We start from the raw sequence: 15,166 nt of genomic DNA on the forward strand, positions 1-15,166 counted from the left end.
CCGCAGCGAGGCGGCCGCCACAGCGTTGCATCGCGTTCGTGGGACGAAAGGATCGTTGCGTGTCACCGACGTGCCAGCGCCGACGTCAGCTCATGGCAAGATCGCCCTGGTGAGTAGCGTTCCTTCCCCGGTCAGCGCAGTTCGCCGCCGTGACGTCATCGATGCGTTGCGGCGTGGAGCGGTGCCCGGCAACGGACTCGATCTGCTGGCGACAGGCTTGGACCGGTTCGAGACCGCACTCGACACCGAACTCGATACGGTCGCCTCTGGCGGCGCGGTGTTCAAAGCTGTGCGCGGTGAGTACGGGTCAGGTAAGACGTTCTTCTCCCGGTGGCTCGGCGAACGCGCCCGCAAGAAGAGCTTCGCCGTCGCCGAGATCCAGATCTCGGAGACCGAGACTCCGCTGCACAAACTGGAGACCGTGTATCGACGGGTCACAGAGCAACTCGCCACCTCGAGCTTCCCGCCCAGTGCCATGCGCCCCGTCGTCGATGCGTGGTTCTACGCGTTGGAAGAAGACGCGCTGGCCGCTGGTGCCGACGAGGACAATCTGCCCGACGCGGTCGGCGAATTGATGTCAGCGCGGCTGGCCGAAGTATCCCGACACGCTCCCTCGTTCGCGACTGCCCTGCGTGGCTATCACCGGGCGTCGGCCGAGAGCGACGAGGAAACAGCTGCAGCGATCTTGGCATGGTTGGGCGGTCAGCCGAATGTGGCCGCATCGGCTCGCCGGGCCGCCGGTGTCCGCGGCGAACTCGACCATTTCGGGGCGCTCGGTTTCCTCCAAGGTCTGCTCACCGTGCTACGCGACAGCGGCCACCGCGGCCTGCTGCTTGTCCTCGACGAAGTCGAGACCCTGCAGCGAGTGCGCTCGGATGCGCGCGACAAGGCACTCAATGCACTTCGCCAGCTCATCGACGAGGTTCATTCAGGCCGATTCCCCGGCCTGTACCTCCTGATCACCGGCACTCCGGCGTTCTACGACGGCCAACAAGGCGTTCAGCGACTGGCCCCGCTCGCCCAGCGCCTCGCCACCGACTTCACCACCGACCCTCGCTTCGACAACCCGCGTGCCGTACAACTACGACTTTCCGGTTTCACCATGGAATCCCTTGTTGCACTCGGCATAACCATCCGCGACCTCTACGCCGAGGGAAGCGCGAACCCAAACCGGATCCGACAGGTCGCCGACGACGCCTATATCGCCGATCTCGCACGCGCAGTAGGCGGCACACTCGGCGGCAAAGTCGGCATCGCGCCTCGACTGTTTCTCAAGAAGCTCGTCGGGGACGTACTGGATCGGGTCGACCAGTTCCCCGACTTCGACCCACGCGCGCACTACAAGCTCACCGTCAACACAGCCGAACTGACCGACAGCGAACGCAACCTGGTCAGCGCCGACGACATCGACCTCGACCTGTGACCGACGAGGTGTGGGATCGACTCGATCCTGTTGTGGTGCACCACATCGTCAACTCGCTGGGGTGGCCCGGGCTACGTCCACTACAAGAGCAGGCCATCGGACCACTGCTCGATGGCGCGGACGTCGTCCTGCTCGCGCCGACGGCCGGCGGAAAGACAGAAGCTGCCTGCTTTCCCTTACTCAGCGCCATGGCGCAACAGCAGTGGACCGGCGTGTCGATCCTCTACCTGTGCCCGCTGAAAGCACTACTGAACAACCTGGTCACACGAGTCGACAGTTACGCACAATGGCTCGGCCGACGTGCGGAACTCTGGCACGGTGACGTGACGAACTCTCGGCGAGACCGGATCCGGCGGGAACACCCCGACATCCTGCTCACCACACCGGAGTCGTTGGAAGCCATGCTGATCGGTACCAAGACCGATCACAACCAGCTCCTCGGAAACGTCCGCGCCGTCGTGATCGACGAAGTGCACGCCTTCGCAGGTGACGACCGAGGCTGGCATCTTCTGGCCGTGCTCGAACGACTACAGCGAGTGACGGGTCGACCGATCCAGCGGGTGGGGCTGTCGGCCACCGTCGGAAATCCGAATGAACTGCTGACCTGGCTGCAAGGCTCAGGCGCTGGGCGTCGACCCGGGCAAGTGGTTGCGCCCGGAGTCACGCTGCCAGGTCAGACGAGCACTCCTCCACCCGGTGAAGTCGAGCTCGACTATGTGGGGTCGCTGGAGAACGCCGCGAAAGTCATTGCGTCCCTTCATCGCGGCGAGAAGCGCCTCGTATTCTGCGACTCCCGACGGCAAGTCGAGGAGCTCGGTGCCGCACTACGCACGCGCGGGGTGACGGTATTCCTTTCGCACGCTTCACTATCCGTGGATGAACGTTCCCGCGCCGAACTGGCTTTCGCCGAAGCGCGCGATTGTGTGATCGTGTCCACCTCGACCCTGGAGCTGGGTATCGACGTGGGCGATCTGGACAGGGTCATCCAGATCGACTCGCCGAGCACTGTCGCCTCGTTCCTGCAACGAATCGGGCGAACCGGACGTCGCACGGGAAGCGCCCGCAACTGCTTGTTCCTGGCAACCACCGACGACGCCCTGATCCAAGCCGCAGGGCTGCTCTTGCTCTGGAGTCGAGGCTGGGTCGAACCGATCGTCCCGCCCCCGGAACCTCGACATCTCGTGGCGCAGCAAATATTGGCGGTGACACTGCAGCAACACTCCCTCGGTGACAGAATCTGGTCCCACGAGTGGAACAGCCTCCACCCCTTCGACGTCTCCGCGGCACCGATCCTGCGTCATCTGCTGGAACAAGGCCACCTCGACGACGACGGCGGCCTCCTCCACATCGGCCCCGAGGCCGAAAAACGTTTCGGCAAAAGACATTTCCTCGACCTGACCGCAGCCTTCACCGCACCCCCACAGTTCACGGTCCTCGCAGGCCGCCAGGAAATCGGCCACACAGATCCCTCGGTTCTGACCGATGACCGCCCCGGCCCCCGCCTCCTTCTGCTGGCAGGCCGAAGCTGGCACGTCACCTACATCGACTGGTCACGTCGGCGGGCCTTCGTCGAACCTGCCGAATCCGGCGGTGTGGCCAAGTGGTCCAACATCGGACTCCGCGGACTGTCGTTCGAACTCACTCGCGCAATTCGCGACACCTTGCTCGGCACCGATCCCCCAGTAACCCTGACCAGGCGCGCCCGCGTGCAATTGGACGACATCCGCGCGACCAAAGCTGTGAACATCGCCAGCGGCGACTCCACCGTGATCGAACGCGAAGGTGACGCGGTTCGCTGGTGGACCTGGGCAGGCTTCCGCGCCAACGCAACCCTGGCCGCATCCCTACCCACCGTGGTCGACCCCACCCAACGCCCGAACGATTTCAGCATCCGCCTCCGCCCCGACCTCACCCCAGGCCTGTGGCGCGACGCCGTCGCCGACCGACGCGGCCCAGGCTCAGTTCTGGTCCTTCCGGTCGCCGACGAGCGGGCGACCCGCGGACTGAAGTTTTCCGACGTCTTGCCCGACAACCTCGCCGCCGCAACAGTTTCCGCCCGCCTTGCCGACGTCGACGGCGCACGACGCGTGCTCGACGAACCAGCTACGTGGCAACTGCGCTGACGCACTGAACGCTGGCCGTTGCCACGGCGAGTCCAATGTCAGGGCAACAACTGCCACACCAAGTTCCCAGCATTGCGGCCGTTGACAGTTGGGTTGCAGTACTTCCTGATTAGACTTGGGCAATCAGTTCGAGAACATCGGTGCGCCATTTCTTGTCGCATACAGGGCAGCATGCCACGTATGCGTGATCGCCAAATCGAGTTTCCCTGTATTCGACAACAGTGAACGCGGGCTCCACTACGATCCCCACGAACCTGGCTCCGCAATTGGAACACTTGACTGGCATATCGGTACCGAACAGGGCGCCACCCAAGTCATCGTAGTGTGGCATATCGTCGATGATCTTCCGGTCCAGAGCATCGAGATCCGTGCCGTCACTCCAATGTAGAAATAGTGGAATGACTATGCCGGAACCAGTTTTAACGTCCACCCTGCGCACTGTCGAGCTGGCGCTCAGGAAAGCGCCCAAGTCGACATTTCGACTATTAACTGGAGGGTCTTCACCGGCGTCACTGCTCCATCGAGGGTAATACTCTGCGGAGTACAAGCCGATAACGAACTTCTTTTTCATCTATAACCTCGTAACTTGAACCATGTGCGGAATTAGAACCTCGCTCTCCCCAGCACCCGGAAGAGTCTGTGGATAGATCGAACTTCGGGGCACCAACGCAGTATATATCGTGTCACCAAATCGACGGGCGACATTTTCATCGGTTGTAAACGACATCATACTCCGAGGGCCAAAACCGTCTCGGCCTATTTCTTGCCCCCACTCTCCATGCGCTTGAACGTAGTTATCAAGTGAACCCCATTCATCGATCGCTTCAGTATGTGCGCGTTGCGAAGCCTTCAATGCCTCTTCTACAGAACCGGTCGAATAATACTCATGTCGTGCAGCATCACTCATCATGAACCCATCTATCTCCTGGAGTCGCTGCTCAACTCCACTGTCTGTCCCCCGGTATACCCGAACCAGATCACCGTCAGGCTCAAGTCCAAGCGGGTCTGCCCAGCTTGTCGGGTTATAGGGATACGCATTTGGGTTCGGTGACGGTGCGAGACCGAGAGGGTCAGTGGTCAGATACCTACCCGTCGCGGGGTCATAGAAGCGCGCAAGATTGTAGTGAAGTCCTGTTTCAGCGTCGTGCTGCTGGCCAGGAAAGCGGAGCGGAGTTGACGTAGAACCAGCCCAGGTAGAAATTCCCCACAGGCTGGAAACGGCTGTAGCCAGCGATTCACCGCTGAAGGAGTCGACAAGCTCCGTCGGCATTCCGATGGAGTCGGTGACCACAGCGACAGACTCGAATTCACGCCCAGCACGGAATATCCGCTGAGCTATCGGCCTGTACGTCCCGGGGACATAGTCCCACCGAGTTGTCTGACCATTATCGATTTCTTCGAGGAGGCTGGTACCCTCCCAAATATATTTGACCGACTCAAGAGTTTCTCCAGCAGTACTCCGACGCCGTTTTGTTGTCCTACGTCCGAGCGCATCGTAAGTATACGTCCACCAATGATGCCCGGGTGTGTAGACATCGACGAGCTGATCGAAAGCGTTGTAGCGAAAGTGCCAGGTCTCAGACTCTCGCGATATTCTCGTTCGAGTCTTTCTAATAAGTCGGCCTGCTTCGTCATAGTAGTACCGGGTTCGACCGTTCCGAACCAGCAGGTTGTCTCGGTACTCTCGTCGACCGATTATGGCGCCGGCGTTTTCCGATGTTTCTCCAGCATCATTTTCTATCCCAGAAGGCAGCTCTTCGCAGATAATGTTGTCTAATTGATCGTAGTCATATCGGTGAGTCAGTATGTTATTTTCAGCGATTTCGGTGACACGACCACGGTCATCTAGAACGAAGTTCCTGTCATGACCAATAGCGCCCGACCGGTCCATAGACCAACCGAGTAGGTGTCCGTCGACACGATAGGAGTATTCGTCGCGCCTAATATGGCCGGTCTTGAGGAGATGTTGCTGGTTGCCATGCGGATCTGGCAGTTCCGGACCGCGTACGGCTACACTTTGCGAGATAAGCCGCCCGCTCGGAGAAATCTCGCGGCTGATCTCAACGACATGGTCGACCTCGATCGCATTGGTGAGCCAACCCATCCGCCGCGCCGTCTCGAACACCAGCTGGAAGTGCAGCGCCTGGCGCGAGTCGGTGACTTACAACAACCGGTCAGCGTATAGCGACGCGATGCGGTACCGGATAGTGGCCAAGTCGGTGCTGTCGTAGCCATAGCCACCGTCACGTTTGCGGACCATCAGCACCGACGGCTGATCCTCCAGGCCTTTGACCTGCTCGGACAGGACGACGATCGCACCGTCACTGTCGACGGCTACGCCCTTGTCGATGAGTTCGGCGACGGTATCAGCCAGTTGGTCGTTGTAGAAAGACTCACCGATGTAATCATCGGGGGTGAGCAGGACGCCCAGCCGGTCATAGATCGCACCGAAGGCCTTCTCGGACTCGGCAACGATCTCCCGCCACCGCGCGACGGTGTCTGGTTCCCCGGCTTGCAGCGCAACCACCCGAGTTCGTGCCCGATCAGCGAAGGCAGAGTCGGAGTCGAACTGGGCGCGGGCAGCCTTGTACAGGCTGTCCAGAGCCGACACCGAACTCGTGTCAGCATCGAGTTCTTCAGTGTGCCAGGGTGATTCAGGATGCTCGTCGATGTACTGGATCAGCATCCCGAACTGAGTGCCCCAATCGCCCACTTCCTGATGATCGACGACCCCGTCCAGTCGATGGACCCGACAAAGTCGACGGGTTGGCCCGAGTGCTCGCCGACGTCGCTCGCGCGAGGCAGGTGATCGTGTTCACCCACGCCCCGCGGCTTCCAGAAGCAGTGCGGCGCTTGCAGATTCCTGCAACGGTCCTCGACGTTCAGGGCGGGAACGATCTGTAGTCGAAGTCCGGGTATCAATTGACCCGGTCCGTCGCTACATCGACGACGCCCGCGGGCCCTGAGCCTCACCACCCTGGCGTTGCGGCACCGATACGGCGTAGCGCCACGATTGTGCACGCCCCAAGCGCGGCCGACTTATGGATCAGGTATCGAGTCGGTTACCGACTGGATCGTACATCCGACGCCCATCCGGACCGAGCCAGTAACCTTCGTCATCCCGGGTATACAGCAGCGCGCCATCCTTATCGCGCCACACGCGGCCATCAGGTGACACGGTCTCGCCCCGCCGGTACGGGCCAGATAGGGATGGGTCTGTCTCTTCGATGACGTCACGTGGTGCGGTGGGATCCATTGCACGCAGGCGCACGCCCGCACGCATCTTCTCGAAATTCTCCAGTTTGGCCATTGCCTGCCGGAATTCTTCGTCGCCGTATTCCATGATTGCACCTTGCTATTGTTCGACCATCTGAACGACGGTCCTGCCCGTAGCGGGATCGACAAACTTGTTACCCACTATGAATTTGGTGTTGGACGGGAACAACACTTCACAGTCGGTGCCGAACGACTGCCCAGTGTCCGGGTCGGAGAATTTTCGCCCATTCTTGGATATGATCTGCATTTCCACATTCTTGCTGTCCGCGAACACATCAGACACGCCCTCCGGCTTGTTCGACGTGGACATGAACCCCGGATCAGACCACGACTTACCCTTCTCCATCGCGGCCAGGTCGTTTGCGTTCATATTGACGTGCCGCACAACCTCCCCCTCATGCTTGGGCAGCTTCCCCAATGCCTCATTCAACTTATCGATCTGAGCTTGCTGCTCCGGGGTCGGAGTCTCGCCATTTCGCACAATATTGTTGAGGTCAGCGCCGCGCTTGTCGGACGGACCCCAAGCCAAGACCTCGCGATCTGCCTGATCAAGCTTGCCGACCAGCCCTGACCGCCCAGGGCTCTTCGCCGGGTCCAGCTTCCGAAGCTCCTTCAACTTCTGTTTGTTCTGGGCCATATCGACGATATTGTCGAATTTGTGAATCAGCCCCTCATTCTTGAACAACACAACCAAGGGCCTGATTTTCGGACCGTATACCGACACGATACGCGTGAGTCGACCGGCTGCGACAGCGGTGCCGACAGCTGCCGCGAGCCCGAAAGTAACGAACGACGCCGCGATCGAGACAAACGCCGTCACCCCGATTTGGATGGCGATCTCTTTGGCCATCTCTTCGAGGAAATTCATGATGCCCTCGCGCATCGCGACCAAAGCCGCTCGATGCACTTCGACACTGCCGGCAATATCGGAGAATCCGCCTATGATGGAATCCGCGGTGTTCTTCATCTCCCGGATATCCTCGTCGATCGAGTCGTACTCGTCGGCGGTGATTTCGGAGAACAAGCCAGCGATGCGGTGAAGTTCAGCGCTGAACCCAGTCACTGCCGCAGCGGTCGAGAGGTTCTTCCACACTGCACCGGCATTGGTGAGCTTGCCCACGTCTCCATCAGGCACGGTGATACCGACCTCGGAGGCCAGACCGATGACTTCTTCCAAGCCGCTACCGCGCCCACCAGCGGTCCCGATCGGGACGATATAACTGCCCCAGGTCCGCGCTTCCGGCATCTGAGGTCTCGGCGGCAGACTCGCGCCGAACTCGGTGGTGGCGAAGTGGTCCCCGAGTTCATGGTTGTACCCAGCCTCCATGAGCACGCGACCATAAGCGTTGGCTGCAAGGGCGAGCTCGTCGGCAGTGTGTAGTAGCTCGGCGGCCTTTGCGTCATACTTCGCGGCCCAGGCGGTGGCCTCTTGGTACGAGCCGCACATGTTTGCGCACTGGCGCAATGGATGCACCTGGTTGAAGATGGCGTCAGACCACGCGGTGGCTGCGGCGCACAGCTCTCGACCAGCGCTGTAATAGACGTTGGTGTCGACATCCACCATCGTCACGACAGATGCCCTTCGACGCTCACAGACCCGGAACCACGCCCGAAGAGCGCCCGATTCGCGTTGATGGTCGCCGTATAGGCGTCGTGGGCGCTGCGTGCCGCGGCCCGCATCTTCTCGATCCCGGCCTCAGCCGTGCGCGCTGAGTCGATCCACTCCACATGCGCGGTGTCGTAGGCGGATGCGGCCGCACCGTTCCAATCAGCCTGCATCTTCTGGACCCGCTCATCGATCTCGACCAATGACTCCTCGAGGAAGGTCTTCAACGCATTGATCTGGACAACGGCATCATCCAGATCAGTCAAGTTCACCCGGTAGCGCATATATCCTTTCCTCCCCAACCTGGTGCGTAGGTGCCCCGGCGGTCACTCACAAATCCAGGGAGAACCCATCAGGCAGTCCCGACGCCCAATCCCAATCCTGTTGGGTCAGCTGCACAGTAGTAACTCCCAGTGCGTTGGCCATGTCGCTCAGCGCGTTTAGAACACCAGCGACACCCGTGCACGCTTCGGTCCACCCGGCCCGAAATGCCTCCGCCGCCGGGCCCTGCCATCCCACCAACAGCCCGTCTACGTCAGCATCGGTGGCCCGCACTCCGGTCAGCAACGACTGCGCCGTCTGTTGGATGTAGCGGCCCGCGTCCTGGACATCATCGGGCGTGATCGAAAACGACCCCTCTGGCGAACTCACTATCCCTGCCTCTCCCGTTCATCAAGCTGCTCCCCCACGGGATTGTCCGTCGACTCGCGGGTTGTGATGCTTTCAAGCCGCAATTGACGCCGGGCCCAGGGTCTCATATTGGATCGGTGGCGTCCGGAACTGGCCTCGCCGCCGCCCTCCAGGATCGCTCGGTCCACGTCACGATGGCCAGTCCTGTAGGAACCTGGCCTCGACCTCAGGGACCTCGTCGACCCTGCCTCAGACAGATTTCTCTCCGCAGTCTTCAGGCCAGACGGCGCACGATGGTCAGCGACACCCCTCAGGGCTGTCGTCCGGCATGAGCTGGTCGTCGGCGAACTGCTGATCACCACGTGGATCGATGTACAGGTCATCGCCCCCGACGGGAGTCGAGATATCGGCCGTCGTCACGAACATCCAACCAGCTCACCACCCTCGGAGTCAGCGGCGCGACGGGCTGATCGAGGTGAGCCAGGCCGGTAACGGTTCGCGGGCGGCGAGCCACGCCTCGGGCAACCCGGTTCCAGTGGCGGCGCCGGTGTAAGCGGCGACGATTCCCCCGGCGATCGCGCAAGTGGTGTCGATATCGCCATCCGCTTCGATGCAGGCGGTGACGGCCGCCGGGTAGTCGTCCAAATACGTTGCGGCGACCCACAATGCGAATGGCACCGTGTCCTGCGCCTTCACCCGGGATCCGTTGCCCAGTTCGTGTGCGGCCTCGACGATGGTTGTGCCGAGCAGGGTACGAGCACGACGGACGCCGCGCGTTGTCTCGCCGGGTTCGAGACGGTCCAGGACAGCGGTGAGGAATTCTGTTGCAGTGGGCAGGTTTTGGGTGCGGCGTGCATGAGCGGCCTGCCCCGCAGCGATCGCCACCGCGACCGCGCCGATCACTCCTTCAGGGTGCATATGGGTGACCTGTGCCGACCGAACTGCTTCGGTGACAACCCGTTGTGGATCGTCGCAGTAGTAGGCCCCCAGCGGGGCGACCCGCATGGCCGCACCGTTGCCGCAGGAACCTTGACCTTCGAACGCCGCTGCGGCTGCCTCTTGCCAGTGCGTGCCGTTGCGAATACGTCGAAGCGTCGTGACCGTCGCATGCCCGTAGTCGCGCTCCGGAGAGAAGCGGCGCGCGAAACCCGCGGCCAGCCGATCCTGGTCGGTGTGCTGATGGCGGCGCAGTTCCGCGACAAGGATGCAGGCCATCTCGGTGTCATCGGTCCAGTCCCACGGCCCTGGTGGAGGACTGCCCGACCGAAGATTCGGGAGCGACCTGCCCATGATGAAGAACTGCGCCCCCAGCGCATCGCCGACAGAGAGCCCATCGAGCGAATCGAGCATCAGTTCGACACGACCGATGGCGGGATCCGCACGCCGTCTCCATCCCATCACGTTATCGACAGCCCTCGGGGTCCGGCTGCACAGACCGGCTGAACTGCGCTTACCGTGGTGTAAGCGCGCACCGTGTTGTAAGGAACTGATCGAATTGCCGACTGGATCGAACACTCGGCGACTATCCGAGGCGACCAGACATCTTCGCTATCCCGGTGGTAGGCCAGCGCGCCGCTGTTCTCGACGTGCCTCCTTCGACGCTGCCTAGCGAATTGATCTTCGCCGTACGCGATCGGCACCGACCCAGGCTGTTCGCGTTCGGCGCGTTCGGGGTCCCGATAGTTGTCACGCCGTGGGCTCATACGGATGTCCTTACGCTCCAACAAACCGGCCAGCACGGGGATGGCAGCCAGATCAAACATCAGGCAATCAGATCGACCCTAGACTGGGCAAGTTCGGCGCTCGCGCTCCCGACAGTCGTACCGGCCTGCAGACTGTGCGGATCTCCCCAAACGTCGCTCACCACGGCACCTGCTTCCAGGGCTAACAGAACGCCCCCGCTGTATCCCACGGCTTGTTTGCCAAGATCACGCAGGCGTCGGTTCTCCCCTGTGCCAACCACGCGAGGTCAAGCGATGCCGTACCGAGCATCCGAATGCGCTCAGCATGACCCGCAAGCGCCGCAGTACTTTGAGCCGTTCGACGTTCTTGCCAACCGCATCTGGGCCGACTGAGTAGTCGCCGATCGACACTATCGATGAGGAGATCTGCCGGACTCCGCTCGCAAAGATCTGCTCGTCGTTCACGTACGACCCGCCACCGAGGCTCGCATTATAGGAACGGTGCCACGATTGCCGCCACGACAGCCCTCTCACCGCACAGAAGCGCCAATGACACTGCGCACAAGGGGATTCCGTGAACGACGTTCGATGTACCGTCGATGGGGTCCAAACCCAGCGAAACTCGCCGCCCCTGTCCTGTCCGGCTGTCTCCTCGCCGAGGAACGAAAACCCCGGTGTATTGACGCGAGGTAGTTCCGGACTGCACGTTCGATCTAGGCGATTACGATCCCAATATCGCAATTCAGTCACGTGACGCGTAGGGAAGCTGCAGGCCAGCTTTCTGCATCATATCCTCATACGAATTCTGCATTGCGGAAAATTGCAACAGCAATTCATGAGCGACGAATTTAGCTTCTTCGATGTCATCAGCGGAAAGGAGTTCTTCAACTTCGCGAAGATCGGACACGATAATACTCAAGGAATCACCCTGAAGGAGAAATCCGGGAAACTTTCGACCCGCCCACTTCACCAGGGAAAAATCACCCTGCGTTTCGATGATCTCAGCGGAATGCGTCATTTGATCCTCAGTTCGGATAGAAGGTTACGTACGGTGCGCCCTCAACGAGGCCTCCGGTAAATATATCAACCCTGCGCCCCACGCCCAACTCGTGAGATCCCTGCGGCAGCGACCCTTGTATCCTACTCCTCGTCCGGGAATTGATATCAGATATCACATAGTCCCAGTCAGAATATCCACCTGCGGTTCCTGTAGCCCGACTACCGACAACATTGATCTCGACCCCTCTCGAATTTGCCGCATTCTGAATTCTTCGAGCATCGTTTGGAGATATATTGTCAATGTGTCCGCCGTTGCCATACGAGGGCGGTCGAGGTTCAGACTGTGAACCGCCTCCCGCAGTTGAGCAGGAAAGCCCCAGCGGGTCGATCCAGCTAGTTGGATTGTGGGGATAAGTATTGGGATTGGGCGCCGGCTGCAACCCGAGAGGGTCCTGGGTCAGGTATCTGCCGGAGGTTGGGTCGTAGTAGCGTTGATAGTTGTAATGTAGCCCAGTTTCATCATCAACCTGCTGACCCGGAAAACGGATTGAAGTTCCACCCATTCCCGACCATTGAGCCCTTCCCCACAGGTCGACTTCCGCGGATGCAGAAATTTCACTCCGCTCCACATCGACCATTTCAGTAGGAGCACCAACGATATCAGTGACTATCGCATGAAAATGCCGACCTTGGCCAACCTGATCGATGTGGATAACGGTTTCAGAGATGGGAGTATACGTATCTGGCTGGTAATCCCAGGAGTTGATAGATGTCGGCGTCGATTCTTCGATGAGACGGGAGCGATCCCAGCTGTATTCGTGGAGCTTGATTACCGTTTTTTCGTCCGCCAGTAAAGTCTTTGTTGTGCGCCTGCCATGAGCATCGTAGGAATACCGCCACCACTGTTGGTCTGCCGTGAAAACATCGGTGAGTTGATCGAAGGCATTGTATCGAAAGTGCCAGAGTGAGGGTTTTCGGGATATGCGACTAGTCTTTTTCTGGACCAGTCGGCCGGCAGCGTCGTAGTAGTATCTCGTGCGGCCGCGCCGAGTCAACAAATTTCTATCGTACTCATGTTGCACGCCCTCGCTATTGACTGGAATAGAGGACGGGGATGTCAGATCGGCATCTTCAACTGATGTGATATTGCTGAGTTGGTCGTATCCGAAGCGCTGCGTTCTAGTGCCGTTCGATGTTAGTGCGGTAACTCGGCCAACCGGATCGAGATCGTAGGCTCGGGAGAGCGCTCTGCTCTGGCCATGAAAGGTGTTGTGTTGGGTGATGTACCCGTCTGGGCGCCAAGTGTATTCGTCGTGGCGACTACCTTCGATTGGGGCACCGGCGAGGGATAGTGTGCGCGCGATGACCTGGCCGACAGAATTGTACTTCTGGGTGTGTTCGAATGCTCCCACTCGCCAACCAGTCTGGCGGCCGAGTGGGTCGTGGGTGAATTCGATCGTGTGGTCAGCTGTAGCGAGAGCCTTGACGCGGTCGCCGCTGTCATGAACCCAGTCAGTGGTTTTGCCGCTGGGATTGGTGCGGCCGACGCATCTTCCGTGTCGGTCGTATCGGTACGAGGTCGGTGGACGGCCGTCGAGCTGCTGACTCAGGAGCCGTCCACCGGAAGTGTGGGTGTAGCGGAGGGTGTGGGTGTTCACCTGTCCCCCACTCGTCGCGGTAGTTAGGTGTCCGGCCGGGGAGTACGCGTAGGTGACATGTTCGCCTGATTCCGCCCGTATGCCGATAAGCTGGCCGAGTTCATTGTATGTGTGATGGCGGGGTATCCCGGTTGCCGGGGTAATTGTGTCAACCAGGCCGGTACTGGTGTGGCGGTATTCAGTGGTCGAGTTGTTGTAGTCGGTTTCCGATGACACCCGGCCGACTTTGTCATAGGAATACGACCATGATTGTCCGATCGGGTTGGCGATTGAGAGCGGCCGTTCTTCAGTGTCCCAGCTGTAGTGCGTGACGGCACCGTCGGGTGCAGTGTGGGTTTGGAGTAGGCCGAACGGACCGTACGTGTAGCGCTGAACCTTGGCAGCACGATCGGAATGCTCCAACAGTTTTCCGTCGCCATTCCACAACCAGCTCTCTCCGTAGCCGTCGGCATCGACCCGAGAGAGCAGGTTTCCTTCCGGTGACCATGTATAGCGGGTGGTGTTACCCAACGGATCCGTGATCGCCATCGGTCGACCGAAATGATCGCGCGTGATGACGGTGATGTTGCCGTTCGCGTCAGTCAGCCGAATCGGCTGACCTGCCGTGTCGACATCGATTGTCGTCGTTGCGCCGCCTGGTTCGACGAAACGCTCGACTGCGCCGTTGGGATGATATGCACGGCGCACCACGACTTCATCTGGATCGATGATGGCTACAACATTTCCGGCCTCGTCATACTCATAACAAGTGACCGCACCATCAGCGTCGGTGATCGTGCTCGGACGGTTGCGAGCGACGTAGTCGATCGTGATCGATCGGCAGTCCGGGCGTTGAATGCGAACGAGATTGTCGTCCTCGCTGCGGTAGTAGACCGTAGTGGCGAGGTCGGAGGCGATGATCCGGTGCGGTTGTCGACTGACAGGGTCAGTGTAGTCGGTTCGTGTCGCTGCCCCGTTAGGGTCGGTCTCTACGAGTAGCCGCTTTTGGGAGTCGAATTCGTAGGACCAAGACGCGCCGGTGGAGTTGATGACGTGGGTGCGGGTTCCCCAGCCGTTAGGCAGTGTTTCGTAAGAGACTGTGGCGTTGAGGATCCCGTCTGTGCCTTCTTGGCGGACAATCCGGCCGAGGTTGTCATAAGTGTTGGCGAAATGCGTGTTGTCTGGATCTCGCCAGGTGAGCATTCGATGGACGCGGTCGTATGTGTAGTGAGTAGTCGCGCCAACGCTGTTTGTAACTGCGACGAGATCACCGGCTTGGTAGGCGAATTCACGTAGCAGGGTAGATACTCGATCACCGACTTCGTTGGTACCGTTGACGGTGATCGAAGTGACACGGCTGTCGTCGACGGTGAACGTGAGGTGGTATCCGCCAGATGAGCTGATGTGGCTAGGATTCCGGTTGTGGTCGTAGTGGTGGCGGATCCAGTTGTCATGGCGATCTGAGATGCCCGTGATCGGGAAGTCGCCGAGTGCCTCAGCTTCAGGATCCAAGGCAGCGAAATGCCAAGTGATTTCGCGTTCAGGATCGTGGATTCGGTAGCCACCATTTACGGAGCGGGTCAACGGCCAAGGGTGGTCACCGTGCACCGGCACGACCTGCGCGCCTGGCGTGGTGTGGGGGTAGGACAGAAGCATGCCATCTTCGGCGATGAAAGTGACCCCGGAGTGATCTACGACTAGTGTGTCACGCCTGAAATAAGCCAGATAAATTGTTAGCCTGTTTGCGTGTCGAATCGTGGGCCTTCTGCTGTTGAGATCGTTGTGTCCGA

General features: G+C 60.0%; 15 protein-coding genes. 2 read left to right on the forward strand and 13 right to left on the reverse strand.

From position 1 onward, the window contains the following. The first annotated feature begins 109 nt into the window (after positions 1–109). Together brxD and ACFWPK_RS28980 are read left to right on the forward strand one after the other, a co-directional pair. Positions 110–1,423 carry a BREX system ATP-binding protein BrxD gene (gene brxD, locus ACFWPK_RS28975; protein WP_378921085.1) on the forward strand — a complete coding sequence of 438 codons (1,314 nt, stop codon included), beginning with the start codon at positions 110–112 and terminating at the stop codon, positions 1,421–1,423. Further along, positions 1,420–3,546, forward strand: coding sequence for a DEAD/DEAH box helicase (locus tag ACFWPK_RS28980; RefSeq protein WP_378921087.1), 2,127 nt, complete (start codon positions 1,420–1,422; stop codon positions 3,544–3,546). The genes brxD and ACFWPK_RS28980 overlap by 4 nt, the downstream gene beginning before the upstream one ends. Positions 3,547–3,655: 109 nt before the next feature. On the opposite strand, the gene ACFWPK_RS28985 is transcribed toward ACFWPK_RS28980, so the two are convergent. The 13 genes from ACFWPK_RS28985 to ACFWPK_RS29045 all read right to left on the reverse strand — a co-directional run bounded on the left by ACFWPK_RS28985 (position 3,656) and on the right by ACFWPK_RS29045 (position 15,032). Further along, the gene (locus ACFWPK_RS28985; RefSeq protein WP_378921089.1) at positions 3,656–4,117 is read right to left on the reverse strand and encodes a hypothetical protein; all 462 of its coding nucleotides are present in this window, start codon (positions 4,115–4,117) and stop codon (positions 3,656–3,658) included. After that, the gene (locus tag ACFWPK_RS28990; protein WP_378921091.1) at positions 4,118–5,671 is read right to left on the reverse strand and encodes an RHS repeat-associated core domain-containing protein; all 1,554 of its coding nucleotides are present in this window, start codon (positions 5,669–5,671) and stop codon (positions 4,118–4,120) included. Positions 5,672–5,707: 36 nt separating this feature from the next. Then, positions 5,708–6,259, reverse strand: a complete 552-nt coding sequence (argS, locus tag ACFWPK_RS28995; protein WP_378921092.1) for an arginine--tRNA ligase — start codon at positions 6,257–6,259, stop codon at positions 5,708–5,710. Between the two features lie 333 nt (positions 6,260–6,592). Next, a complete protein-coding gene (locus tag ACFWPK_RS29000; RefSeq protein ID WP_378921093.1) occupies positions 6,593–6,889 on the reverse strand; it encodes a hypothetical protein in 297 nt (98 codons plus the stop codon). Positions 6,890–6,901: 12 nt separating this feature from the next. Continuing rightward, positions 6,902–8,386, reverse strand: a complete 1,485-nt coding sequence (locus ACFWPK_RS29005) for an ADP-ribosyltransferase (protein ID WP_378921110.1) — start codon at positions 8,384–8,386, stop codon at positions 6,902–6,904. 2 nt (positions 8,387–8,388) lie between these two features. After that, positions 8,389–8,694 carry a WXG100 family type VII secretion target gene (locus tag ACFWPK_RS29010; protein ID WP_378921095.1) on the reverse strand — a complete coding sequence of 102 codons (306 nt, stop codon included), beginning with the start codon at positions 8,692–8,694 and terminating at the stop codon, positions 8,389–8,391. 64 nt (positions 8,695–8,758) lie between these two features. Continuing rightward, positions 8,759–9,079 (reverse strand): WXG100 family type VII secretion target, encoded by a 321-nt coding sequence (locus ACFWPK_RS29015; protein ID WP_378921097.1) that lies wholly within the window; start codon positions 9,077–9,079, stop codon positions 8,759–8,761. Between the two features lie 276 nt (positions 9,080–9,355). Then, positions 9,356–9,484, reverse strand: coding sequence for a hypothetical protein (locus ACFWPK_RS29020; protein WP_378921099.1), 129 nt, complete (start codon positions 9,482–9,484; stop codon positions 9,356–9,358). A gap of 24 nt (positions 9,485–9,508) precedes the next feature. Beyond that, complete coding sequence (locus ACFWPK_RS29025; protein ID WP_378921101.1) at positions 9,509–10,456, reverse strand: ADP-ribosylglycohydrolase family protein; 948 nt, start codon at positions 10,454–10,456, stop codon at positions 9,509–9,511. Between the two features lie 486 nt (positions 10,457–10,942). Further along, the gene (locus tag ACFWPK_RS29030; RefSeq protein ID WP_378921112.1) at positions 10,943–11,158 is read right to left on the reverse strand and encodes an inositol monophosphatase family protein; all 216 of its coding nucleotides are present in this window, start codon (positions 11,156–11,158) and stop codon (positions 10,943–10,945) included. A 72-nt stretch (positions 11,159–11,230) separates the two neighbouring features. After that, entirely contained in the window at positions 11,231–11,446 is a 216-nt protein-coding gene (locus tag ACFWPK_RS29035) for an inositol monophosphatase family protein (RefSeq protein WP_378921103.1), read from the reverse strand. Between the two features lie 36 nt (positions 11,447–11,482). After that, complete coding sequence (locus ACFWPK_RS29040; protein ID WP_378921104.1) at positions 11,483–11,758, reverse strand: DUF6959 family protein; 276 nt, start codon at positions 11,756–11,758, stop codon at positions 11,483–11,485. Positions 11,759–11,765: 7 nt separating this feature from the next. After that, positions 11,766–15,032: an RHS repeat-associated core domain-containing protein gene (locus tag ACFWPK_RS29045; protein WP_378921106.1), complete on the reverse strand. Its 3,267-nt coding sequence runs from the start codon at positions 15,030–15,032 to the stop codon at positions 11,766–11,768. Positions 15,033–15,166 lie beyond the last annotated feature (134 nt).

The sequence above is a fragment of the Nocardia sp. NPDC058519 genome, assembly GCF_042719755.1.
In the GTDB taxonomy this organism is placed as follows: Bacteria; Actinomycetota; Actinomycetes; order Mycobacteriales; family Mycobacteriaceae; genus Nocardia.

Excerpts from the sequence above, each read along its gene's own strand:
- ACFWPK_RS29005 (WP_378921110.1), bottom strand. The coding sequence starts at position 8,386 with ATGGTGGATGTCGACACCAACGTCTATTACAGCGCTGGTCGAGAGCTG.
- ACFWPK_RS29045 (WP_378921106.1), bottom strand. The coding sequence starts at position 15,032 with ATGCTTCTGTCCTACCCCCACACCACGCCAGGCGCGCAGGTCGTGCCG.
- ACFWPK_RS29040 (WP_378921104.1), bottom strand. The coding sequence starts at position 11,758 with ATGACGCATTCCGCTGAGATCATCGAAACGCAGGGTGATTTTTCCCTG.
- ACFWPK_RS29020 (WP_378921099.1), bottom strand. The coding sequence starts at position 9,484 with ATGTTCGTGACGACGGCCGATATCTCGACTCCCGTCGGGGGCGATGAC.
- ACFWPK_RS29000 (WP_378921093.1), bottom strand. The coding sequence starts at position 6,889 with ATGGAATACGGCGACGAAGAATTCCGGCAGGCAATGGCCAAACTGGAG.
- ACFWPK_RS29025 (WP_378921101.1), bottom strand. The coding sequence starts at position 10,456 with ATGGGATGGAGACGGCGTGCGGATCCCGCCATCGGTCGTGTCGAACTG.
- ACFWPK_RS28985 (WP_378921089.1), bottom strand. The coding sequence starts at position 4,117 with ATGAAAAAGAAGTTCGTTATCGGCTTGTACTCCGCAGAGTATTACCCT.